At 67.8% G+C, this 21,059-nt stretch carries 21 protein-coding genes, 1 tRNA gene and 1 pseudogene; 17 read left to right on the top strand and 6 right to left on the bottom strand.

The annotated features are described in order from the left end of the window. The first annotated feature begins 101 nt into the window (after positions 1-101). Together ADBZ5N_RS07555 and ADBZ5N_RS07550 are read left to right on the top strand one after the other, a co-directional pair. Positions 102-1,979, top strand: coding sequence for an alkyl/aryl-sulfatase (locus ADBZ5N_RS07555; protein ID WP_526256871.1), 1,878 nt, complete (start codon positions 102-104; stop codon positions 1,977-1,979). Between the two features lie 14 nt (positions 1,980-1,993). Beyond that, positions 1,994-2,290, top strand: a complete 297-nt coding sequence (locus tag ADBZ5N_RS07550; protein WP_526256870.1) for a hypothetical protein — start codon at positions 1,994-1,996, stop codon at positions 2,288-2,290. 130 nt (positions 2,291-2,420) lie between these two features. Here the strand turns inward: ADBZ5N_RS07550 and ADBZ5N_RS07545 are convergent, their stop codons facing one another. Then, entirely contained in the window at positions 2,421-3,185 is a 765-nt protein-coding gene (locus ADBZ5N_RS07545) for an SDR family NAD(P)-dependent oxidoreductase (protein ID WP_526256869.1), read from the bottom strand. A gap of 132 nt (positions 3,186-3,317) precedes the next feature. Between ADBZ5N_RS07545 and ADBZ5N_RS07540 the strand changes: the two genes are divergently transcribed. Further along, positions 3,318-4,751 (top strand): hypothetical protein, encoded by a 1,434-nt coding sequence (locus ADBZ5N_RS07540; protein WP_526256868.1) that lies wholly within the window; start codon positions 3,318-3,320, stop codon positions 4,749-4,751. Positions 4,752-4,760: 9 nt separating this feature from the next. Then, positions 4,761-5,366, top strand: a complete 606-nt coding sequence (locus ADBZ5N_RS07535; protein WP_526256867.1) for a histidine phosphatase family protein — start codon at positions 4,761-4,763, stop codon at positions 5,364-5,366. Between the two features lie 12 nt (positions 5,367-5,378). Here ADBZ5N_RS07535 and ADBZ5N_RS07530 read toward each other — a convergent pair whose 3' ends face one another. Beyond that, positions 5,379-5,735: a LapA family protein gene (locus ADBZ5N_RS07530; protein ID WP_526256866.1), complete on the bottom strand. Its 357-nt coding sequence runs from the start codon at positions 5,733-5,735 to the stop codon at positions 5,379-5,381. Between the two features lie 125 nt (positions 5,736-5,860). Between ADBZ5N_RS07530 and ADBZ5N_RS07525 the strand changes: the two genes are divergently transcribed. The 5 genes and pseudogenes from ADBZ5N_RS07525 (at position 5,861) to ADBZ5N_RS07505 (ending at position 10,097) form a co-directional block, all read left to right on the top strand. After that, positions 5,861-6,802 carry an ABC transporter substrate-binding protein gene (locus ADBZ5N_RS07525; RefSeq protein WP_526256865.1) on the top strand — a complete coding sequence of 314 codons (942 nt, stop codon included), beginning with the start codon at positions 5,861-5,863 and terminating at the stop codon, positions 6,800-6,802. Continuing rightward, a pseudogene (locus ADBZ5N_RS07520) lies at positions 6,803-7,894 on the top strand (ABC transporter ATP-binding protein); the annotation flags it as partial. A gap of 165 nt (positions 7,895-8,059) precedes the next feature. After that, positions 8,060-8,737 (top strand): ABC transporter permease, encoded by a 678-nt coding sequence (locus tag ADBZ5N_RS07515; protein ID WP_526256864.1) that lies wholly within the window; start codon positions 8,060-8,062, stop codon positions 8,735-8,737. Then, entirely contained in the window at positions 8,734-9,510 is a 777-nt protein-coding gene (locus tag ADBZ5N_RS07510; protein ID WP_526256863.1) for an ABC transporter permease, read from the top strand. The genes ADBZ5N_RS07515 and ADBZ5N_RS07510 overlap by 4 nt, the downstream gene beginning before the upstream one ends. Positions 9,511-9,545: 35 nt before the next feature. Continuing rightward, on the top strand, positions 9,546-10,097 hold the full coding sequence (locus ADBZ5N_RS07505) for a putative glycolipid-binding domain-containing protein (RefSeq protein ID WP_526256883.1): 552 nt from the start codon (positions 9,546-9,548) through the stop codon (positions 10,095-10,097). Here the strand turns inward: ADBZ5N_RS07505 and ADBZ5N_RS07500 are convergent. Further along, positions 10,063-11,004, bottom strand: a complete 942-nt coding sequence (locus tag ADBZ5N_RS07500; RefSeq protein WP_526256882.1) for a prephenate dehydrogenase — start codon at positions 11,002-11,004, stop codon at positions 10,063-10,065. The genes ADBZ5N_RS07505 and ADBZ5N_RS07500 overlap by 35 nt on opposite strands. A gap of 98 nt (positions 11,005-11,102) precedes the next feature. On the opposite strand from ADBZ5N_RS07500, the gene ADBZ5N_RS07495 reads away from it, so the two are divergent. The 6 genes from ADBZ5N_RS07495 to ADBZ5N_RS07470 all read left to right on the top strand — a co-directional run bounded on the left by ADBZ5N_RS07495 (position 11,103) and on the right by ADBZ5N_RS07470 (position 16,126). Next, on the top strand, positions 11,103-11,633 hold the full coding sequence (locus ADBZ5N_RS07495) for a tRNA adenosine deaminase-associated protein (RefSeq protein ID WP_526256862.1): 531 nt from the start codon (positions 11,103-11,105) through the stop codon (positions 11,631-11,633). Between the two features lie 10 nt (positions 11,634-11,643). Then, positions 11,644-12,105 carry a nucleoside deaminase gene (locus ADBZ5N_RS07490; RefSeq protein ID WP_526256861.1) on the top strand — a complete coding sequence of 154 codons (462 nt, stop codon included), beginning with the start codon at positions 11,644-11,646 and terminating at the stop codon, positions 12,103-12,105. Between the two features lie 27 nt (positions 12,106-12,132). Beyond that, a tRNA-Ser gene (locus tag ADBZ5N_RS07485) sits at positions 12,133-12,223 on the top strand. Between the two features lie 115 nt (positions 12,224-12,338). Beyond that, positions 12,339-15,050 (top strand): beta-propeller domain-containing protein, encoded by a 2,712-nt coding sequence (locus tag ADBZ5N_RS07480; RefSeq protein WP_526256860.1) that lies wholly within the window; start codon positions 12,339-12,341, stop codon positions 15,048-15,050. Positions 15,051-15,266: 216 nt separating this feature from the next. Then, positions 15,267-15,788, top strand: a complete 522-nt coding sequence (locus ADBZ5N_RS07475; protein WP_526256859.1) for a hypothetical protein — start codon at positions 15,267-15,269, stop codon at positions 15,786-15,788. Between the two features lie 62 nt (positions 15,789-15,850). Continuing rightward, a complete protein-coding gene (locus ADBZ5N_RS07470) occupies positions 15,851-16,126 on the top strand; it encodes a hypothetical protein (protein ID WP_526256858.1) in 276 nt (91 codons plus the stop codon). Between the two features lie 56 nt (positions 16,127-16,182). Here ADBZ5N_RS07470 and ADBZ5N_RS07465 read toward each other — a convergent pair whose 3' ends face one another. Beyond that, on the bottom strand, positions 16,183-16,692 hold the full coding sequence (locus tag ADBZ5N_RS07465) for a hypothetical protein (protein ID WP_526256857.1): 510 nt from the start codon (positions 16,690-16,692) through the stop codon (positions 16,183-16,185). 117 nt (positions 16,693-16,809) lie between these two features. On the opposite strand from ADBZ5N_RS07465, the gene ADBZ5N_RS07460 reads away from it, so the two are divergent. Next, positions 16,810-18,240: a WS/DGAT/MGAT family O-acyltransferase gene (locus ADBZ5N_RS07460; protein WP_526256856.1), complete on the top strand. Its 1,431-nt coding sequence runs from the start codon at positions 16,810-16,812 to the stop codon at positions 18,238-18,240. Here the strand turns inward: ADBZ5N_RS07460 and ADBZ5N_RS07455 are convergent. Next, complete coding sequence (locus ADBZ5N_RS07455; RefSeq protein ID WP_526256881.1) at positions 18,227-18,292, bottom strand: hypothetical protein; 66 nt, start codon at positions 18,290-18,292, stop codon at positions 18,227-18,229. The two genes, ADBZ5N_RS07460 and ADBZ5N_RS07455, sit on opposite strands and share 14 nt — an antisense overlap. A gap of 49 nt (positions 18,293-18,341) precedes the next feature. On the opposite strand from ADBZ5N_RS07455, the gene tgt reads away from it, so the two are divergent. Then, entirely contained in the window at positions 18,342-19,568 is a 1,227-nt protein-coding gene (gene tgt, locus ADBZ5N_RS07450) for a tRNA guanosine(34) transglycosylase Tgt (protein WP_526256855.1), read from the top strand. A 223-nt stretch (positions 19,569-19,791) separates the two neighbouring features. On the opposite strand, the gene ADBZ5N_RS07445 is transcribed toward tgt, so the two are convergent. Beyond that, positions 19,792-21,059 (bottom strand): RNA-dependent RNA polymerase family protein (locus ADBZ5N_RS07445; protein WP_526256854.1); only part of this gene is annotated, 1,268 nt, incomplete at its 5' end.

The raw sequence follows: 21,059 nt of genomic DNA, 5'->3' as shown, positions 1-21,059 counted from the left end.
CGTGGGTGGCCGGCGAACCGCCGCGGAGGCGGTCGCCGCCGGAGTCGCGTTTCCGGTGTCGGGCTTCCCCAGCCCCCACGGGGTCGGGAATGATTCGGGATATGGAACCTAAAGCCCCCACACCGGTGATCGAGTCTTTGCATCGGCAGAGTCTGACGACGCTGCCCTTTGACGACACCGCCGACTTCGATGACGCCGACCGCGGGTTCCTTGGCGCGCTGGACCCCTGCGTGGTCACCGCCGCCGACGGCCGGGTGGTGTGGGACAACGACGTCTACGGCTTCCTGCGCGGCGACGCGCCGGCGTCGGTGCATCCCAGTTTGTGGCGGCAGTCGGAGTTGTGCGCCAAACAGGGCCTCTACGAGGTCGTCGAGGGCATCTACCAGGTGCGCGGACTGGACCTGTCCAACATCACCTTTGTCGAAGGCGACACCGGGGTGATCGTCATCGACCCACTGGTGTGCACCGAGACCGCCGCGGCCGCCTTAGCCCTGTATCGCCAACATCGCGGTGATCGCGCGGTGAGCGCAGTGATCTACACCCACAGCCACGTCGACCACTTCGGTGGTGTGCTGGGGGTGACCACCCAGGCCGACGTCGACGCCGGCAGGGTGCCGGTGCTGGCGCCGGAGGGCTTCACCGCGCACGCAGTCCAAGAGAACGTCTACGCCGGGACCGCGATGACCCGCCGGGCCGCCTACATGTACGGCACCGCGCTGCACCGCGGTCCGCAAGGGCAGGTGGGATGCGGTCTGGGCCAGGCCCCGTCGATCGGTGAGGTGGCCATCATCGTGCCCACCATCGACATCACCGCCACCGGTGAGACGCACACCCTCGACGGTGTTCAGATCGAGTTCCAGATGGCCCCGGGCACCGAGGCCCCGGCCGAGATGCACTTCTATTTCCCGCGGTTCCGGGCGCTGTGCATGGCCGAGAACGCCACCCACAACCTGCACAACCTGCTGACCCTGCGCGGTGCCCTGGTGCGCGACCCGCGCGCCTGGGCGGGTTACCTCACTGAGGCTGTCGACAGCTTCGCCGACCGCACCGATGTGGTGTTCGCCTCCCACCACTGGCCCACCTGGGGTCGCGATCGCATCGTGGAATACCTTTCCCTGCAACGGGATCTGTACGCCTACCTGCATGACCAGACGCTGCGTCAGCTCAACCAGGGCTACACCGGCATCGAGATCGCCGAAAGTTTCGCCATGCCACCGGCGCTGGAGAAGGCCTGGCACACCCACGGTTACTACGGGTCGGTCAACCACAACGTCAAAGCCGTCTACCAGCGCTATATGGGCTGGTTCGACGGTAATCCCGGCAGGCTCTGGCCGCACCCGCCGCAGCAGGCCGGCCCGCGTTACGTCGCGGCGATGGGCGGCATCGACCGGGTGGTCCAGATCGCGCAGGAGGCCTTCGATTCCGGTGACTTCCGTTGGGCGGCAACGCTGTTGGATCATGCGATCTTCGCCGAGGAAAACCACACCGGGGCCCGGGAACTCTACGCCGACACCCTCGAACAGCTCGGCTACGGGGCGGAGTGCGCGACGTGGCGCAACTTCTTCCTGTCCGGCTCGACCGAACTGCGGACCGGGAACTTCGGCACGCCGGTGAGCACCACGGCCCCGACCATGCTCAGTCAGCTGACTCCTGAGCAGATGTTCGACATCCTGGCGATCTCGGTGAACGGCCCGCGCGCCTGGGACGCCGACCTGGCTTTAGATGTGACGTTCGATGACCTGGCCACCAACTATCGGCTGACGCTGCGCAACGGTGTGCTGGTCTACCGCAAGCGGCCGGCCGACCCCGACTCGGCCACCGCGACGGTGGCATTGGGCACGAAGATGCGGCTGATGGCCGCGGCGATGGGCGATCTGAGTTCACCGGGACTTCAGGTCACCGGAGACGCCGGGGCATTGCAGACCTTGATGAGTGTGCTGGACAAACCCGACCCGAACTTCAACATCGTCACGCCGTGAGCTAGGAACTACGGATGAGCAATCACGTCAACCTCAGCGCCGACGAGAGTTCGTTGGTCGACCAGACCGCCCCCGAGGCGCTGGCCCGGATGGACGAGAAGTCCCTGAAAGATCTGCAGAGTCGTCTTCGTAAGGCGCGCGAGAAGAACTTCAGCCTGCTACGCCGACAGGGTGCGGCCCGGGTAGAGGCACAGGGCGGCCGCGGTGCGGCTGAGCCGGCTAACCAGAAGCGCAGTGACAAGGTGGATGTCTTCGACGAGGCGCTGTCCCGGGTCGACGAGCGCCTCGAGGCACTCGGCAGCGAGGGTTAGGCGTTCGACGGGGTGACGGGCGTCGTCGGTGGACACCGCACGGGACGTCCATCACACGAAGCGGACCACGCCGCACCGGGTCTCGAGGCCTTTCGGGACAAGCGCGCCCCGATCCTCCGGCCGGCTGCTGTCAGGGAAAGCCGCCGTCGACATGCAGGATCGACCCCGTGGTGTAACTCGACGCGTCCGACATCAAAAACAGCGCCGCCCCGACGATCTCGGCCGGTTCGGCCGCCCGTTGCAGGGCGTAGTCGGCGAACAGGTTGGCCTCCCCGCTGCCCAGCGCCCACGCCTTGCTGATGTCGGTCAGAAACGGCCCCGGCATCAACGTGTTCACCCGAACCGTCGGCCCGTAGGCCTTGGCCAGCCCCTCGGTCAGCGCGTTGAGCCCCGCCTTGGCTGCCGCGTAGGGAAGGTACGACGGATGCGGGCGCAATGAGCCGTGCGTGCTGACGTTGATGATCACCCCGCCGCCAGCGGCGACCATGCGCTCCCCGGCCAGCGCGGACAACCGGAACGGCCCCTTGAGGTTCAGATCGACCACGGTGTCGAACAGCTTCTCGGTGACCTCCGTCAGCGAACCGTAGGTCGGGGACATCCCGGCGTTGTTGACCAGAACATCGAGCTTGCCGAAACGCTCGTACACCGCCTCCACCAGACCGTCGAGCTCATCCCAGCGCCCGACGTGAACTCCGTACGGCATTGCGGCGCGGCCGGTTTCGGCCTCGATCTCGGCCGCGGTGGCCACGCAGTTGTCGAACTTGCGGCTGGCGATCACCACGTCGGCGCCGCAGCGGGACGCGGCGAGGGCCATCTCCCGGCCCAGCCCCCGGCTACCCCCGGTGACCAGGACCACCCGGTCGGTCAGGTCGAAGAGTCGGTCGGCGTGTCCCATATGTCCGCACCCTATCGGGCGGGGGTCAACGTGGTCGGCGAGGTCGTTTCGGCCCGATCAGGTTGGCGTGAGCCGGCAATCCCGTTACTGTCGAACCTGATATTTTCCTGAGACGTTCTGAGAGGGCCCGCTATGTCTGCTGCCGTCCGTTCCTACCTCACTGCGGCCATCGCCGTCGCGGGCGCCGGCATGGTGACCGCGGCGGGGGTTGTGCCGTCGCCGCAGGAGCCCGAGGCCCGGGGGCAGGCACGGGTGGTGGAGCATGCGGTGGCCCTCGCCGCCGCCGTCGAGGTCGGTCAGGCCTGCTCGGGTTACAACATCGAGGGCTGCGACATCTGGGCCCCGCAGACTTACACGCCGATCCCGTATGACCCCGATGCCGGATCCTGGAACAACGTTCCGGCCAACCTGCTCAACGCGGTCATCAGCATCCCGCGTGCCTTTGTCAATGCACTCAACGATCTGTCCTACTCGTTCGAGGTCACCGGAAGTTGGTGGGTCTACACCCCGACCAACGTGTTCGGCTTCGATCCGGCCGACCCGCCGAAGGTCGCCGCACTGTTCAACCTGCTGATCCCGTTCGCGCCGCTGTCCCAGCCGTTGGGTGAGAGCTTCACCTGGTGGGCTAAGGCCAACCTGACGATGAACGCGGGATGCACGGGCACCACCGGCCCGGTCTGCCCGGATCCCGTCGCCCTACTGGCCACGATGTTCCGGGCACCGACCTGGGACCTGATCCGCGGATACCAGTTCCCCGACGTCGTCCTCGATCCGGTCAGTGAGCTGGAGGGTTCCATGGGCAACCCACTTCCCGAGGGTTACCCGGGCAACGTCGATAGGCCGGTTGCCTGGTCGGGGGCGTACCTCGAACTCGATCCGCGTGATCCGGAGTACTCGGTCCTCAACTACCTCAAAGCCGACCCGTCGACCAACCGGCCGGAGCCGGTCACTTTCGAGGAGATCATCTCCTCCCTCACCCGGTTCGCCAAGGCCAGCGATCTGAATTTCAACCCGTTCGTCCCGATGAGCTTCCTGCTCAAGGGGTGGCCGTACACGGTGCTCACCCCGCTGTTCAAGCCGTTCCTGCCGTGGCTGTGCCCGGACTGCAACCCGCTGAACCCGGCCTGGCCGCCGGGTGCCACGGAGCAGCCCTGGCCGTCTGCCGCCGTGCCCGCGCCCGCGCCGGCGGCGTCTTCCCCTGCCGATGCCGCCCCGGTGTCAGCCGCCGCCGCCCCGGCGCAGGCCGCTCCCGCCGCCACCTCTGCTCCCGCAGACCCCGTCGTGGCTGAGAGCCTCGCGGCCGACCGTGTCCCGTCGACCGTCCGGGGCAAGCGGGCTCAGACGCGCGTCGCGAAGCCCGCTGCGGCGGCGACCCCGGACCCCGCCGCCACCCCGGCCCCTGCCGCCCCGGATACCGCCACCCCGGTCGACGGCGCGGCGCAGGGCGCACCCGTCGAGGCGCCCGCCGAGTCCAGCGCGCAGCCCCGCGCACCGCGCACCGCGGAAGCCGGCAGCGCCAGGGCGGACCGGATCGGCCAGTCGGTCAGGGGCCGTGCCGGTAACTAGGCTGCGCACATGCAGGTGCTCTTGGTCCGGCACGCGCTGCCGCTGCGCAACGAGCCGGGCGAAGGGTCCGACCCCGACCTAGCCGAGTTGGGCCGACAACAGGCCCTCCGGCTGCCGGCTGGGCTGGCCCGATTCCCGATCACCCGGCTGATCTCCAGCCCACAGCGCCGCGCTGTTCAGACCGCTGAACCGGTGTCCGAGGCTACGACGCTGCCCGTCGACATCGACGAACGCCTCGCCGAGTACGACCGCGGGATGTCGCACTACATGCCACTGGAGGAGGTTCGGGCGCAGCGCCCCGAGGACTGGAATCGGATGGCAGCCGGCCAGTTGCCCGAATCGGTGGACACCGATGCCTTCCGTGCACGGGTGCTCGACGGACTTCGCGAGGTGGTCGCTGGCGTCGATCACGGCGACACCGTGGCGGTCTTCACCCACGGCGGGGTGATCAACGTGGTGTTGCACGACGTCCTCGACACACCCAACCCACTGGGCTTCCCGATCGACTACGCGTCGGTGACGCTGCTGCGCTACTCGCGCAAGGGACGTTTCACCGTGGGCGGGGTCAACAACATCGAGCACGTCTGGGACCTGCTGCCGCACCGGCAGCGGTGACGGGGCGGCCGCTCAGCGATTGAGCGCGAAGTGCAGGTTCTTCTTCGCTGCGCGCCGCAACTGGAACATCCGCGCGGCGCTCACCAGTGCGGTGATCAGACCTCCGCCCACCGCAGCCAACAGAATCGCCACCCCGAGCGGAAGTTTCCAGTGCCAACTCAGGAAGGCGAACTCCGTCGAGGCGGTGTTCTGCGTGATGAAGATCAGCAGCACAATGAGGATCAAGAAACCCAGGATCAGCGACGACCACAGGGCCGCAGCCCGGGTGAACTTGACGTCTTCGACCGGCGGATGGTCGTCGATCGGGGATGACGTCGCCGGAGGCATACCGGCGGGCTCATCCGGCGACACATGAGGTTCGCGATTCATGACGACATCTTTGCTCGTCACGGCCGGGAAGGAAACCACCAAAGCGGCAACGGGACGGTAACGGAAATCGCCCAGCGGCTAAGGTCAACCAGAGCAGGGCGGACAACAGGGAGAAGACTCCGCTGATGAAACGGTCTCTACGCGGCATCTTTGCTGCTGTCTTGACGATCTCGGCGGTCGCGGCAGCCGGCTGCGGCAGCGCCAATCCGCTGGGCGGCGGCCAAGCCTCCGGCGACCTGAAATCGGTGGTGGTGGGGTCCGCGGACTTCCCGGAGTCCAAAATCGTCGCCGAAATCTACGCCCAGGCCCTGGAGGCCAACGGGTTCACCATCGTCCGGCAGTTCGGCATCGGCAGCCGGGAGACCTACATTCCCGCACTGCGAGACGGATCCATCGACCTGATCCCCGAATACACCGGCAATCTGCTGCTGTACGTCAATCCCAAGAGCACCGCCACAGATCCCGGCGACGTGGAGTTGGCGCTGCACCGGTACTTGCCCGGTGACCTGTCGATCCTCAACCCCGCCCCGGCCAACGACACCGACACCGTCACCGTCACCGCCGAACTCGCACAGCGCTGGAACCTCACCAGCATCGCCGACCTCGTCCCGTACGCCGATGAACTGACCTTCGGCGCACCCTCGGAGTTCCTCAACCGTGATCAGGGCCTGCCGGGCCTGAAGGAGAATTACGGCCTTGAGATCAAACCGGACAACTTCGTGGCCATCAGCGACGGCGGCGGGCCGGCAACCGTCAAGGCGCTGGCCACCGGAACAGTGGCTGCCGCAAACATTTTCAGCACTTCGCCGGCGATCCCGCAGAACAACTTCGTGGTGCTCGCCGACCCGAAGAATAACTTCCTACCCGGAAACGTTGTGCCGCTTGTCAACTCGCGAAAGAAATCCGAGGATCTCAAAAAAGTGCTTGACGCGGTGTCGGCGCGGTTGACCACCAAGGGTCTGACCGACCTGAACGGCGCGGTGTCGGGGAATTCGGGGATCGACCCCGACGAAGCGGCCCGGCAATGGGTGGCCGAGAACGCCTTCGACACCCCGATAGGGGAGTAGATGATCACCTTCACCGGTGTCACCAAACGCTATCCCGACGGGACGGTGGCCGTCGACGACCTCTCACTGGAGGTGCCCGACGGGTACCTCACCGTTTTCGTCGGCCCGTCCGGGTGCGGTAAGACCACCTCGATGCGGATGATCAACCGGATGGTTGAGCCGACCTCCGGGACGGTCGCCGTCGACGGTCACGACGTGGCCGGCGTGGATCCGGTCAAACTGCGCCTGGGCATCGGCTACGTCATCCAAAGCGGCGGGCTGATGCCGCATCAACGGGTGATCGACAACGTCGCCACCGTGCCGGTGCTGCAAGGGCGGTCCCGCCGGGCGGCCAGGCTCGCCGCCTACGAGGTGCTCGAACGGGTGGGCCTGGATCCCAAACTGGGCCAACGCTATCCGGCCCAACTGTCCGGCGGTCAGCAGCAGCGGGTCGGAGTGGCGCGGGCGTTGGCCGCCGACCCGCCGATCCTGCTGATGGACGAGCCGTTCTCGGCGGTCGACCCGGTGGTCCGAGATGAGTTGCAGGCCGAGATCCTCCGACTGCAGAGCGAACTGCGCAAAACCATCGTGTTCGTCACCCACGACATCGACGAGGCCATCAAGCTCGGCGATGCGGTCGCGGTGTTCGGTGTCGGCGGCACCCTGCAGCAGTACGACTCCCCGGCTCGGCTGCTGTCCAACCCGGCCAACGATTTCGTTGCGGAGTTCATCGGCGCCGATCGTGGCTACCGGCTGTTGCAGTTCTTCAGCGCGTCAACCCTTGGGTTGCAACCCATTCCGACGGTCACCGAAGACCAGATCGACGGGCTGGCGCTGGCCCCGGATGAATGGCGGCTGGTTACCGCCGACGACGGAACGCCGTTCGGCTGGATCGACGCCGACGGGGTTGAACGCCACGCTCAGGGACACGGACTCTACGACAGCGTGACCGCCGGCGGCTCCCTGTTCCACCCTGGCGGCACTCTGCGCTCGGCGTTGGACGCGGCGCTGTCCTCCCCGTCGGGAATCGGGGTGGCTGTCGACGACGGCGGTGTCGTGGTCGGTGGCACCGCTGCCGAGGATGTCGTTGACGAGATGGAGTCGCAACGCCGGGACGCTGCGGACCAGGCCGCCGAGGACGCCGATGAACACGCCGACGAACACGCCGACGAGGACGCCCCCGAACACGCCGACGAACCGGCCGATGACGCCGCCGCCGAGGACGAACCGGAGGAAGAACCGGGGGAGATCGCCACCCAGGCGGAGACGGACTGAACGTTGCGCTACCTCGCCACACATCTGGACACCGCCTGGGCCCTGGCCATGATCCATCTGCGGCTGTCCCTGATCCCGGTGCTGCTCGGCCTGCTGATCGCCGTCCCACTGGGCGCCTTCGTCTGGCGGCACGCGCTGCTGCGCCGGCTGTCCACGCTGACGGCGAGCATCATCTTCACCATCCCGTCACTGGCGCTGTTCGTGGTGCTGCCGCTGATCATCCCGACCCGCATCCTCGATGAGGCCAACGTCATCGTCGCTCTGACGCTCTACACCACCGCCCTGCTGGTGCGCGCGGTGCCCGAAGCGCTCGACGCGGTGCCCCACCACGTCCGCGATGCCGCCACCGCCGTCGGCTACACCCGGCTGGGTCAGTTGCTAAAAGTTGAACTGCCGCTGTCGCTTCCGGTTCTCACCGCGGGATTGCGGGTGGTGGCCGTCACCAACATCTCGATGGTGGCCGTCGGTTCGGTGATCGGAGTCGGAGGTCTGGGAACCTGGTTCACCGAGGGCTACCAGTCCGACAAGAGTGACCAGATCATCGCCGGGATCATCGCCACCTTCCTGCTGGCCGTCATCGTCGACGTGCTGATCCTGATCGCCGGGCGGTTGCTGACCCCGTGGAGTGCCATCGAGGGCCGCACCCGGCGCCCGGTGCGTCGCGCGAAGGCGGCGGCATGAACTTCCTGCAGGAGGCGCTGGCCTTCATCTTCACCGCCGAGAACTGGGCCGGAAAGGCCGGCCTGGGCAACCGGATCCTCGAGCATCTGCAGTACACCTTCGTCGCGGTGGCGGTATCGGCGCTCATCGCCATTCCGATCGGCCTGATCATCGGTCACACCCGCCGCGGCTCGTTCCTGATCGTCACCACCGTCAACGCGTTGCGGGCTCTGCCCACCCTCGGGGTGCTGCTCCTCGCGGTGCTGCTGTGGGGGCTCGGCCTACTGCCGCCGACGGTGGCGCTGACCCTGCTGGGCATTCCGCCACTGCTGGCCGGCACGTATTCCGGGATCGCCAATGTGGACCCTAAGGTGTCCGACGCCGCCCGGGCGATGGGGATGACCGAGTGGCGGGTGCTGACCCGGGTGGAGGTCCCCAACGCGCTGCCGCTCATCCTCGGCGGCCTGCGCACGGCCACGCTGCAGATCGTCGCGACGGCGACGGTGGCCGCCTACGCCAGTCTCGGCGGGCTGGGCCGGTATCTCATCGACGGAATCAAGGTCCGCCAGTTCTATCTCGCCCTGGTCGGTGCCCTGATGGTTACCCTGCTGGCACTGATTCTTGACGGTCTGCTCGCGATGGCGGTCTGGGCTTCGGCGCCGGGGACGGGGCGGTTGCGCCGCTGGCTGCCGCAGCCGGTCCTCGATGACGAGGTGGCGCTCGTCAGCCGTCCACCGAGCCGGGCACCGGACTACAGCAGCCGCGAGTCGTCCCTTACGGTAGAAGGGTGGTAACTGAAGGCGACGCGACGACGCGGGAGTGGCCGGCAATGCTGACGTGGCGCTCGCACGACTTGTCGCGAATCGAGTCCACCAGGGTTCAACTGTCCGGCAACCGGATTAAGGCGTCAGGCCGCATCGTCGCGGCCGCCTCGGAGAAGTACCCGGCCTTCAGCGCCGCCTACGACTTGGTCACCGATGACAGCGGCGCCACCAAGCGGTTGTCGCTGGACGTCAGCACCGCTGAACGTGACCGCCAATTGTCGATTGCCCGTGATGAGGAGAACATGTGGCTCATCACTGACCACGAAGGGGACTCGCGAGCCGCCTACGGGGGTGCCCTCGACGTCGACATGGTGCTGAGCCCGTTTTTCAACGCCCTGCCGATACGACGTGTCGGTGTGCACCGTTCGGCTGAGACGGTGACCGTGCCCGTGGTGTACGTCTATCTGCCGGACCTGACGGTCGAGGCCGCCGAGATCACCTACACCGGTTCGGGAGACGGTGCGGTGAAGCTGCAGTCGCCGGTCGCCCAGACAACGGTGCTCGTCGACGCCGACGGATTCGTCATCGACTATCCGGGCCTGGCAGAGCGGATCTGATCACCGCACCGGCCCGCCCGGCCGCGGCGAGTTCCTCGCGCCAGTTCCGCGCGCCGAGGGAGATGGTGACGATATCGGGCCGCGGAAAGCTCTCGAACCTGATTCGCGCGGCATGACCGGTCTCCACCAACTCAGCCACCGAACCCTTCTCGGCCAGCGTCCGCCGGGCGTGGTGCAGCAGGTCCAGGGTGTGATCCAGCGCCGGGATGAGATGGTCGGCGTTGGCTTCGCACATCGCGCGCACCAAATCAGGCGCGGTGCCGGCCACTCGGGTGCCGTCCCGGAAGGATCCGGCGGCCAACGCGAAGGCCAACGGCACCTCACCGGCGGCGGCGGCCAACGCTTCGGCGACCAGATGCGGCAGGTGCGAGACGCTGGCTGCGGCCGCGTCGTGCTCGGCGGACTTGGCCGGCACAACCACCCCGCCGCAGTCCAAGGCCAGTCGCATGACCTGCGACCACACCGCGGCATCGACGTGTTCGTCGACGCTGATCACCCAGGGCGCCCCGCGGAACAGGGCGGCATCACCGGCCAGCCATCCGGAGTGGGCCGTTCCGGCCATCGGGTGGCCGCCGACGTACCGGTCCAGCAACCCTGCGGCGCGAACCTCCCGCAGCACAGCGCCCTTGACGCTGATGACGTCGGTCAGCGGGCAGTCGGCCGCCTGCTCTTTGATGTGAGCCAGCAACTGGCCCACCGCCGGCATCGGGACGGCCAGGACGATCAGGGCCTGTCGGTCCGCGGCCCAGGACAGCGCCTCGACGAGTTCGGTGGCGGCCGCGAAGCCGTCGGCGCGGGCGGCCTGAGCGCCTTGGTAGGAGCGGTTGTAGCCGAACGCCTCACGCCCGGAGGCGACCGCCGCGCGCAGCACCGACCCGCCGATCAGTCCCAACCCCAGTACGCACACCGGTGTATCGCTCACGCCTTCCAGGTTGGCACACCGGCGGCCGGCGGGCAGCCTGCGCGCTGGTCAAGGGACCTGCTCAGCGACTACCGTAAGCGGCCATGGCGGCACAGCGGGCAGACCGGGGGAATGGGGCAGCAGGTCCCGGCGACACCCCCGAAGGGTTCGCTATTGCCGTTGTTCGCGAGGGCGCGACCTGGCGGTGTTCGCCGTTGAGCGCCGCCGCGCTGAACAGTCTTGCGGCCGCGGAGACCGAGTTGCGGGAATTGCGAAGCGCCGGAGCGGTGTTCGGGCTTCTCGACGTGGACGAGGATTTCTTCCTCATCGTGCGGCCAGCGCCGTCGGGAACCCGGTTGCTGCTCTCCGATGCCACCGCCGCTCTGGACTACGACATCGCCGCGGAGGCGCTGGAGAAACTCGACGCTGACATCGCCAGCGAGGACCTGGAGGACAGCGATCCCTTCGAGGAGGGTGACCTGGGAATCCTGTCCGACGTCGGCCTGCCCGACGCGGTGCTCAGCGTGATCCTCTCCGAGACCGATCTGTACGCCGACGAACAAATCGGCCGCATCGCCCGGGAGATGGGCTTCGCCGAGGAGTTGTCCTCGGTGCTCGACCGCCTCGATCGCTGACCCGCCGGTGATGCTCGGCGACGAGGAACTGGTCCGCGCGGCGATCGCCGCCGCCGGCGAGGCCGGACCGGACGACGTCCCGATCGGTGCGGTGGTGTTCGCCGCCGACGGCACCGAGTTGGCTCGCGCCGCCAACGCCCGCGAGTCCCTGGCCGACCCGACCGCGCACGCCGAGATCCTGGCATTGCGCGCCGCGGCCCGAGTCGCCGGTGACGGCTGGCGGCTGGAGGGGGCCACCTTGGCGGTGACCGTCGAGCCGTGCACGATGTGCGCCGGAGCCCTGGTGATGGCCCGGGTGGCCCGCCTGGTCTTCGGGGCGTGGGAGCCCAAGACCGGCGCTGTCGGCTCACTGTGGGACGTGGTGCGCGACCGGCGGCTCACGCACCGACCGCAGGTTCGCGGCGGGGTGCTCGCCGACCAGTGCGCGGCCCTGCTGGAGAGCTTTTTCGCGGTTCAGCGTGATTTGGGCTAGTCCGGCGGGGCCCGTAAGATTTGTGCCGGTGGCGTGTCCGAGCGGCCTAAGGAGCACGCCTCGAAAGCGTGTGACGGGTAACCCCCGTCCGAGGGTTCAAATCCCTCCGCCACCGCCAATTTCCATCCGGCCTCTCGCCGCGGGCCCAATCTTTGACGTGTGTCCTGATTCACAGCTATCGTTGGGCGGGTTTGGCAGCAAAATCGCGCCGACGCGCGGGTACAGGAGTTGCTATGTCGGCAGGCAAGCGTGCGGCGCGGGTGGGGGTCGCGGCCTTCGCGCTCGGACTGTCCCTGGGCGGCCCGCAGGCGGCGGGCATCGCCGCCGCCGACCCGGCCGATGCCGACGGGCCGTCGGTGGCCTCGCAATCCTCGTCGGAATCTGCGTCGCCCGCCACCGGCGCCCCGACCCGAGTACGTGCTCCCCGGGCTGATCGGGCCCCCCGTGCTGATCCGGCTTCGGATTCGTCGGAGACCATCCGGCGGGGGGCAGTCGACGACGCCGACGCCCCGATCCCCGACGTCGCCGACCTGCCCGAGGTGCTGGAGGCCCAGGAGTCTGCCACCGGCCGCCGGGTCGCCGGCCGGCAAACCACGGCGGTCCGGACGGCGAATTCCGATACCCGCGCCCCGGCGGCCGCCGCGCCGCCAGCGGCGTCGACAGCAACGCCGTCGGATCCGGATAGCAACGCTGCAGCGCCCGTAGCCAGCGCACCCGTCGACACCGCACCCGGGCGGCTGGACGCGCCGGCCCCGGCCGCTGCAGTTGGCACCGCCGTGACGCCCCGGCCCGCGGCCGGCATCGCCGGGCTCGGCACTGGAACTGGCACCGATGTCGCCACCACGGCGCCGTCCGCCCTGGCCGCGCCGATCGCCAAGATCGGCGCGGCCGTCACGAATTTCTTCGACACCACCGCCAACTGGATCTCGAGTCTGCCCGGGGGGCCGGTCACCGAATTCCTCGAGGGCGCACTGCTGCTGGTGCGCCGCGCTTTCTTCCAGGTGTTCCCCGCCCTCAACATCGGGCAGTCCACCGGTCAGGCGGCCGACGAGGCCTATTTCACCGACGCCCGGTTGCGCGACTATCTACTCGGTCTGGCCAAGCGGCAGTACGGGGGGCTGTTCGGCACCACCGTCCCGGTATACGACTACGGGATCTACTACGGGACCTACCCGGAGTACCTCAAGGTCCAGGCCGACGCCGGGTCGGTTTCCAATTCCGACACCAACACTCAGGTGGAGGGCGTCGACGAGGCCGACTTCGTCGAGACCGACGGCGACTACATCTACACCGCTCACGGCGGGCACCTGACGATCACCGGCGCCGACCTGACGGTGGCGTCGGAGTCGGCGTTGTCCGGTTACGTGCTGGGTCAGTACCTGTCCGGTGACAAGCTGACGGTGATCACCCAGTCCGGCTACGGCTGGTACGGGCCGCACATCAAGATGGCCTACCCCGGCCACTGGGGGCCATGGAAGCCGCAGACGACTGTCACCGTCTACGACGTCGCCGACCGGACCGCCCCGGCGGTGCTCAAGACGACCGTCTTCGACGGCGCCTACGAGAGCTCGCGGGCCGTCGACGGGGTGGTCTACCTGGTGACGCAGCGGTCGGTGAATCTGCCCGCACCGGCCTACACCGACGTGCCCATCCAGAACGCCGACGGCGGGCCCGTGCCGGCCGATTCCGCGGCCGAGGTCAAGATCCGCTACGACCCGAGCGCGCTGATCGCCAACCGCACCTATGAGACGTGGGACGAGTACATCGCGCGGGTGGGCGACCAGATCGTGGACCTGTCGCTGCCGCACGTCTACCGCGTCGACGCCGACGGCTCGACCGTCGATCTCGGCCTGCTCGCCGGCGCCCAGGACATCGTCGCGCCGCACTCGGTGGACCAGGGGTCGCTGTTGACGGTGGTGACCGTGGACTCCAATCGCGGCGCCGACGGTCCCGCCTTCGACGACAGTGCAGGCAGCCTGGTGGCATCTACCGGCGCGACGGTCTACATGACCAAGAGCGCGCTGTACGTCGCCACTCCCGAGCACCAATACACCGACTCCGGATACTCCACCGACACCCGGATCGACCGCTTCGCGACCACGGGGCCTGCGATCGCCTGGAAGGGCACCGGGCTGGTGTCCGGCACGCTGATCAACCAGTTCGCCATGGACGAGCGCGATGGCTATCTGCGGGTGGCCACCCACACCAACAGCGCCCAGTGGAGCACAGGTGGCGTTTCGACCACCCGGCACGACAGCGGCGTCTATGTGTTGGACACCGCCGGCCGGACCCTCGACGAGGTGGGCCGGCTGACCGGCCTGGCGCCCGGGGAAGAGCTCTACGCGGTGCGGTATGTCGGCGACACCGCCTACCTGGTGACCTTCTTGCGCACCGACCCGCTGTTCGCGGTGGACATGAGTGATCCCACCGCGCCAACGCTGCTGGGTGAGCTGGTCGTGCCGGGTTTCTCCAATTATCTGCAGTTGGTGGGTGACGGTCTGCTCCTGGGTATCGGCCAGGAGCGCGCGCCGGACAGCTGGGAAACCCACGTGCACGCAACCCTGTTCGATGTTCGGGATGGGGCGAAAATGACCGAGATCGAACGGGAGTTCCTCGACCCCGGCTACCAGTGGTCGTGGTCGGATGCCCAGTTCGACCACCATGCGCTGCTGTACTCCGAGCAGGACGGACTGCTCGTCGTGCCGGTGTCCGGCAGCGGTTATGACCCGCAGACCGGCTACAAGTACGGGCAGTACCTGAAGGTGCTGCGGGTCGGCGCGGAGGGCATCGACGTGGTCGGGGAGATCCATCCCAGCGAGCCGACGCTGCGCACGGTGCGGATCGGGGACGTCCTCTACGCCGTCGGCAGCACCTCGGTCACGGCCTACCGGATTAGCGATCTCAGCGAGATCGGGCGCAGCGCGAAGGCCCCCACGGTGGCCTAGCCGGGCGCGTTTCTCCACAGTCTGGGGTTTCCACGCGGTCGCTGGCTCGCGGCGGGCGACGAGGTGATCGGGGGCTGATTTCGACCGGTTTGTGCAGATTCCGTCTTGGAAACAGATTCATGAACCGATAGCCGAGAACCACAGCTATTTCTCATTGACAGGTTCCTGTGCGGGTGCGCGCCCGGCCCGGAGAGCGTCGTCGCCGACGTCGCCGGCGTGAGTAGTCGGCCCTTCTCGCAGTTGTCGATCGGCGGGCCCACCACTCAGGCCGAGGCCGCAGCGGTGGTTGACGTGCTCCCCGCCCCAGACCCGGCGTTTCCGGTGCCGCGTTACGACGTGATCGCCCAGCGGACCACCGACCGACCCGACGACATGACGACCTACTATGTGGTCCTCGACGCGGTGGACCCGGCTATCGGCGCGTTCAAGGACGCCGTCAAGCAGATCGTCAGGGTACTGGCGTCGGTGAATCGGGGGTCGGACTTCTCCGCCCACTTCTGGGACAAGCTGGCGCCTGCCCAGACCGAGGTGAGTCACCGCAGCAACCCCGACTTGTTCTCCCAGGAGCAGTACGAGGCCAAAGAGGCCGCCAACGCCCGGCACTTCATCGCCAGCTACGTCGGGGGGCTGGAATCGCCGGGGCAGCCGCCGGCTTACCTGCTGTTCTGGTTCCCCACCGCCGGGGCGAGTCACCCCGAGGTCGGCTACTTGATGAGCGCTGAGGTCTGGCAGCCGTGACGGTGGTCGGCTCCCCGGTCTAACCTTGGGCGGTACCAGGTCTTCGACATTTGGAGTGCGCCATGAGTCTGACCAATTCCGACCGCGGCCGGCGGCTGATCTTTCTCGGCGTGGGTATAGCCCTCGCCGTGGCGCCGGTTGTTGCCGCCATGGGCCAGGATTCCGCGCCGCGCCTGTTGGCCGGATGCAATGACATCGTCGACACCACCGACAGTTTCTCGATGAACTGCGTTCCCACCGTCATCCCGGACACCAGCGACCAGTTGACCGAGGCCGAGGTGGCCGAGCCGGGCTGGAACGCCCACCCCGGCGGCGAAGGCGGCGGCGGGCGCCGCTGATCACTGGTTGATCACTGTCTGGGTGGTCACTGTCTGGTTGATCACTGTCTGGTTGATCACTGTCTGGCGGCTGTGAGAATCGCCTTGGCGCGCTGCAGGTGTTCGACCGACCGGGCCAGGTACTCCTGGTAGGTGTCGGCGTCGGCGGGGTTACGCCCCAGCGCGAACCGGAGGCACGCGTGGGTCGCGACGTTCATATCGTCGATCATTCGCTGTACCTCGGCGGTCAACTGCCGGTCAGGGGTGGGCAGATCCTGTTGCAGGCCGATCGAGTTGGTGTCGTGCAGCCGCTGACAGCCCGCGCGCAGGCCCGCCTCATCCTCGGCGGTGGATGCCTCCGACACCTCCTGCAGTGCTGTCGCGGATTCCTTGAAGTGCTCCCGGGCGATGCCCTCCCACTCCCGGATGGCCTCTGCTCGCGGCAACGGTGCGGTCGGTGTGGGTGCGGCCGTTGTAGTGGTCATGGCGGCCGGCGCAGTGGGCGCCACCGGTGGGACGTCGGTACCGGCTGCGCACCCGCACAGCAGCGCGGCCAGCGCCACTGGTAGCCACCGCGAGGTCGTCACGCCTTCCACACTCCGCGGCCGCGGCCCGGATGCACAGGGGCTTTCGGCCCCCAGCGGGGTATCCATGCGCATAGTGTTGACCGCGCTGGGGTGTGGAAAAGCTGAGGCGGGCGTGGCATGGAACTGATATCACCGCTTGATTCGATGTTCTTGCTGGCGGAGTCCCGCGAGCATCCGATGCACGTCGGGGGACTGCAGTTGTTCGAACCGCCCAAGGGTGCCGGCAAGGAGTTCCTCCGCGACCTCTACCAGGAGGTGATCCAACGTGACGATGTCGCGCCGACGTTCCGTAAACATCCGGCTGAGTTCCTGGGCGGCATCGCCAATCTGACGTGGGCCTTCGACCGGGACCTTGACCTGGAGTACCACCTGCGCCGTTCGGCATTGCCGTCGCCGGGGCGAGTACGTGAACTGCTGGAGTTGACCTCCCGACTGCACGGCAGCCTGCTGGACCGCCATCGCCCGCTGTGGGAGACCCACCTCGTGGAAGGTCTCAACGACGGCCGCTTCGCGGTGTACACCAAGATCCATCACGCCCTGGTCGACGGAGTCAGCGCCATGCGGATGATGCGCCGGGCGCTATCCAGCGATCCCGCGGACGACGAGGCCCGGGTGGTGTGGGCCCGTAGTGGGCGCTCGTCGAAGAAGGCCAAGGCAGGCACGTCACCGCTGAACGGTGTGAGAAGTGTGGCCGAATCCGTTCTGGGACTGGGTCCCTCTGCGTTGCACCTGGCCAACAAAGGACTGCTGCAGCAACAGCTGACTCTGCCGGTCGGGGCGCCGCGCACCCTCTTCAACGTCCCGATCGGCGGGGCCCGTCGCTGCGCCGCGCAGTCTTGGCCGATCGAGCGGTTCATGGCCATCAAGAGGGCCGCGGGGGTGACCCTCAACGACGTCGTGCTCGCCACCTGCGGCGGCGCCTTGCGGGCCTATCTGATTGATCAGAATGCGCTTCCGGACCGCCCGCTCATCGCCATGGTGCCGGTCAGTCTGCGCGACGAGGGCGATTCCAGCGGCGGCAACCAGGTCGGGGCGCTGCTGGCCAGCCTGGCCACCGACCGGGAGGACCCAGCCCAGCGACTGGCTGAGGTCAGCGCCTCGATGCGCAACAACAAAGCGGTGTTCAAGGAACTCCCGAAGCTCCAGCAGGTGGCGTTGTCGGCGTTCAACATCTCGCCGCTGCTGTTGTCGCTGGTGTCCCCCGCGCTGGGCTCGGCTGCCCCGCCGTTCAACCTGGTGATCTCCAACGTGCCGGGATCACGGGAACCCTTGTACTGGAGGGGAGCCCGGTTGGCCGGCAACTATCCGCTGTCCATCGCGCTGGACGGACAAGCGCTGAACATCACGCTGTCCAACAACGCCGACAACCTCGACTTCGGGTTGGTCGGCTGCCGGCGTAGCGTGCCCAGCCTGCAGCGCCTGCTCGGCCACCTGGAGGACTCTCTGAGCGACTTGGAGCAGGCGGTGGGAATTGCGGGTCCGAAGGCGGCGGCCCCCCGTCGCCGGAAGGCTGCCGGGTCGTCCGCTAAACCCGCTAGGGGCAGGTGACGCTGATCTCTGACGGTTTGGTCATCGGCTGCGTCGGGTTGGCCGTGTCGATCCCGATGGCGCTGCCGCATCCGGCCTGGGACTTACCGGCTGTTGGTTAGATGACCCACGTGCCGTTTTTCACCGTCGATGCCGAACTGCCGGGGGCCCGGGGTCGCTGCGGGGTCATTCACACCCCGCACGGCGACATCCACACCCCGGCGTTCATCGCGGTCGGCACCAAGGCCACCGTGAAAGCCGTGCTGCCCGAGACCATGCGTGAGCTGGGCGCCCAGGCGGTGCTGGCCAACGCCTACCACCTGTACCTGCAGCCCGGGCCGGACATCGTCGCCGAGGCGGGCGGCCTCGGGGCGTTCATGAACTGGCCCGGGCCGACGTTCACCGACAGCGGCGGGTTCCAGATCATGTCGCTGGGCGCGGGCTTCCGCAAGGTGCTCATGGAAGACCCCGGCCGGGTTCAGTCCGATGACCTCGTCGCCAAAGGAAAGCAGCGCCTGGCCCGGGTCGACGACGACGGCGTCACCTTCATCTCGCATCTGGACGGCTCCACCCACCGTTTCACCCCGGAGGTGTCGATCGGGATCCAGCACCAACTCGGAGCCGACATCATCTTCGCCTTCGACGAATTGACCACGCTGGTCAACACCCGCGCCTACCAGGAGGAGTCGCTGGACCGAACCCAGGCGTGGGCGGTGCGTTGCCTGGCCGAACACCGGCGGCTGAGCGCACAGCGGGTTGATGGCGCTCCTCGGCCGGCGCTGTTCGGGGTGGTGCAGGGCGCGCATTACGAGGATCTGCGCCGGCAGGCCTGCCGCGGACTGGAGAGCATCGTCGACGACGACGGCCGCGGCTTCGACGGCTACGGGATCGGCGGGGCGTTGGAGAAGCAGAACCTGGCCACCATCGTGGGCTGGTGCACGCAGGAGCTCCCCGACGCCAAGCCGCGGCATCTGCTCGGCATCAGCGAACCCGACGACCTCTTCGCGGCGATCGCCGCCGGTGCGGACACCTTCGACTGCGTGTCCCCGTCGCGGGTCGCGCGCAACGCGGCGATCTACTCGCCGGCGGGTCGCTACAACATCACCGGCGCGCGCTACAGGCGGGATTTCACGCCGCTGGATCCGGACTGCGACTGCTATACCTGCGCGCACTACACCCGCGCCTACATCCACCACCTGTTCAAGGCCAAGGAGATCCTGGCCGCGACGCTGTGCACGATTCACAACGAACGCTTCATCATTCGGCTGGTCGACCGGATCCGGGAGGCGATCCCGGCCGGTGACTTCGACGCGCTGCGGGAGGACTTCCTCGGCCGCTATTACCGGTGACGTCCGCGTCCCCGCCATTCGATTCTGCGCTCAGATCGCCTTTCCGGCCCAAATGACGATCCAGGCGCAGACTCGATGCACCAGCAGTCGCCGCGGAGTGCGAGGGCGCGGGAGAAAACGAAAAAATGAGGGATCGAAAGCCGCAGCCTCTGTGGTCCCTCGGAAGGTCCGCCCGCAAGCGGGATCCGCGCCCCCGCACCCGAATGCAACCGCACCGCCGCACTCAGCGCAAGTTCTTCAGCTTCACCAGTGACACCAGCCCCATCCCGTCGTACAACCGGCGGGGCGCAAGCACCCGGAAGCCGCGTACACCGGGCCGGCCGGTGGCCGCCTGCACGATCTTGCGTGCGATCCGGAAATCCATATCCCGCAGCACCCCCCGATCGGTGCTGGTGTCGAGGAGGGCGGAAAGCCCCGGAACTGCAAAGGGACTGAGGACATCGAGCATGACGTTGACTGCCGCCACCAGGTGATGTGCTTTCTGGTCCGTGGGCAGGCCGGATAGGCCACCTGCTGCCCCGTCGATCCGGTCGGTGATCCGCCCCATCAGCCGACGGAGTCGGTGTGGTCCCACGGTGACGGCACCGGCGTGGCTGACCGACAAACCCAGGCAGTCGATCCGGTTACCTCCGCGGTAGGCGGGATCAGCGGTGGACGGCATACCCGTTGCGCTCAGCGCGGTCCGGATCTCCTTGGCTTGTTTACGCTTGACGCCCAGAGCGGGCAGCACCGCGTCGATCCGGTGGTCCGCCTCGTGTAGGGCGTCCAGGTCAGGATGGGCGAGAACGAAGTCGTCGTTGTAGCGGGCGTAGAAGATTCCTTCGATCTCCAGCACCGCCCGATCCATCGGCACCACAGCCAGATTCGACACGAGTGGCACCAGCGGTGTTCCCATCGCCACGCCGTGTATCCGGGTGAACTGGGTGCCTTCGGCGTCCCGGACAGTGGGGCGAATCAGCGCGCAGATCAGACTCCAGACGGTATCCGGCACGTCGCCGGCGCGGCTGCCGAGTGCGGTGACCTCCCGCAGAATCGGCCACAGCGCAGCGTCGGAGCCCACCGGCAGGTCGTCTCCGTAGTGGTCGAAGTCCGACTGCAGTACATACAGCGGTGGCCCGGCCGGCCCGACGCGGCCCCGGTGGGTCCGCACGAAGCGCGCCAGTGCCCGCATCGCGGCGGCGTTGGTGACCCCCGGCAGGTAGGAGTAGACCCCGGAAAGCCCGTAGCAGCGGGCATTTCGGGAGAGAAGTTGATACAGCGCCGCGCCGACGACGTGGTCGGTGAAGGCCGGCATGTGCGCGGCGCGGACCTTGCCCTTGGTTTCCAGGAACCACAGACCGACCGGTTGCGGCTGATAGTCGCCGGCCGCGATGCTTCGGGCGATGGCCCGCGCCAGCGAATGCCGTCCGGATGCGGTCTGGAAATAGCTCACCCCCTGTTCGGCCTCGGCGAAGGCCTGTCCCCGCTGCCGGCGCTTCTCGAAGACCCGCA

It is taken from the genome of Mycobacterium sp. (assembly GCF_044370595.1).
Classification (GTDB): domain Bacteria; phylum Actinomycetota; class Actinomycetes; order Mycobacteriales; family Mycobacteriaceae; genus Mycobacterium.
The sequence above is the reverse complement of the archived record's forward strand: the minus strand, read 5'-3'. Positions and strand labels throughout refer to the sequence as shown.

What these genes read in the sequence shown, in the direction of transcription:
- ADBZ5N_RS07555 (WP_526256871.1), top strand. Translation starts at nt 102, where the DNA reads ATGGAACCTAAAGCCCCCACACCGGTGATCGAGTCTTTGCATCGGCAG.
- ADBZ5N_RS07550 (WP_526256870.1), top strand. Translation starts at nt 1,994, where the DNA reads ATGAGCAATCACGTCAACCTCAGCGCCGACGAGAGTTCGTTGGTCGAC.
- ADBZ5N_RS07545 (WP_526256869.1), bottom strand. Translation starts at nt 3,185, where the DNA reads ATGGGACACGCCGACCGACTCTTCGACCTGACCGACCGGGTGGTCCTG.
- ADBZ5N_RS07540 (WP_526256868.1), top strand. Translation starts at nt 3,318, where the DNA reads ATGTCTGCTGCCGTCCGTTCCTACCTCACTGCGGCCATCGCCGTCGCG.
- ADBZ5N_RS07535 (WP_526256867.1), top strand. Translation starts at nt 4,761, where the DNA reads ATGCAGGTGCTCTTGGTCCGGCACGCGCTGCCGCTGCGCAACGAGCCG.
- ADBZ5N_RS07530 (WP_526256866.1), bottom strand. Translation starts at nt 5,735, where the DNA reads ATGAATCGCGAACCTCATGTGTCGCCGGATGAGCCCGCCGGTATGCCT.
- ADBZ5N_RS07525 (WP_526256865.1), top strand. Translation starts at nt 5,861, where the DNA reads ATGAAACGGTCTCTACGCGGCATCTTTGCTGCTGTCTTGACGATCTCG.
- ADBZ5N_RS07510 (WP_526256863.1), top strand. Translation starts at nt 8,734, where the DNA reads ATGAACTTCCTGCAGGAGGCGCTGGCCTTCATCTTCACCGCCGAGAAC.
- ADBZ5N_RS07505 (WP_526256883.1), top strand. Translation starts at nt 9,546, where the DNA reads ATGCTGACGTGGCGCTCGCACGACTTGTCGCGAATCGAGTCCACCAGG.
- ADBZ5N_RS07495 (WP_526256862.1), top strand. Translation starts at nt 11,103, where the DNA reads ATGGCGGCACAGCGGGCAGACCGGGGGAATGGGGCAGCAGGTCCCGGC.
- ADBZ5N_RS07490 (WP_526256861.1), top strand. Translation starts at nt 11,644, where the DNA reads ATGCTCGGCGACGAGGAACTGGTCCGCGCGGCGATCGCCGCCGCCGGC.
- ADBZ5N_RS07480 (WP_526256860.1), top strand. Translation starts at nt 12,339, where the DNA reads ATGTCGGCAGGCAAGCGTGCGGCGCGGGTGGGGGTCGCGGCCTTCGCG.
- ADBZ5N_RS07470 (WP_526256858.1), top strand. Translation starts at nt 15,851, where the DNA reads ATGAGTCTGACCAATTCCGACCGCGGCCGGCGGCTGATCTTTCTCGGC.
- ADBZ5N_RS07460 (WP_526256856.1), top strand. Translation starts at nt 16,810, where the DNA reads ATGGAACTGATATCACCGCTTGATTCGATGTTCTTGCTGGCGGAGTCC.
- tgt (WP_526256855.1), top strand. Translation starts at nt 18,342, where the DNA reads ATGACCCACGTGCCGTTTTTCACCGTCGATGCCGAACTGCCGGGGGCC.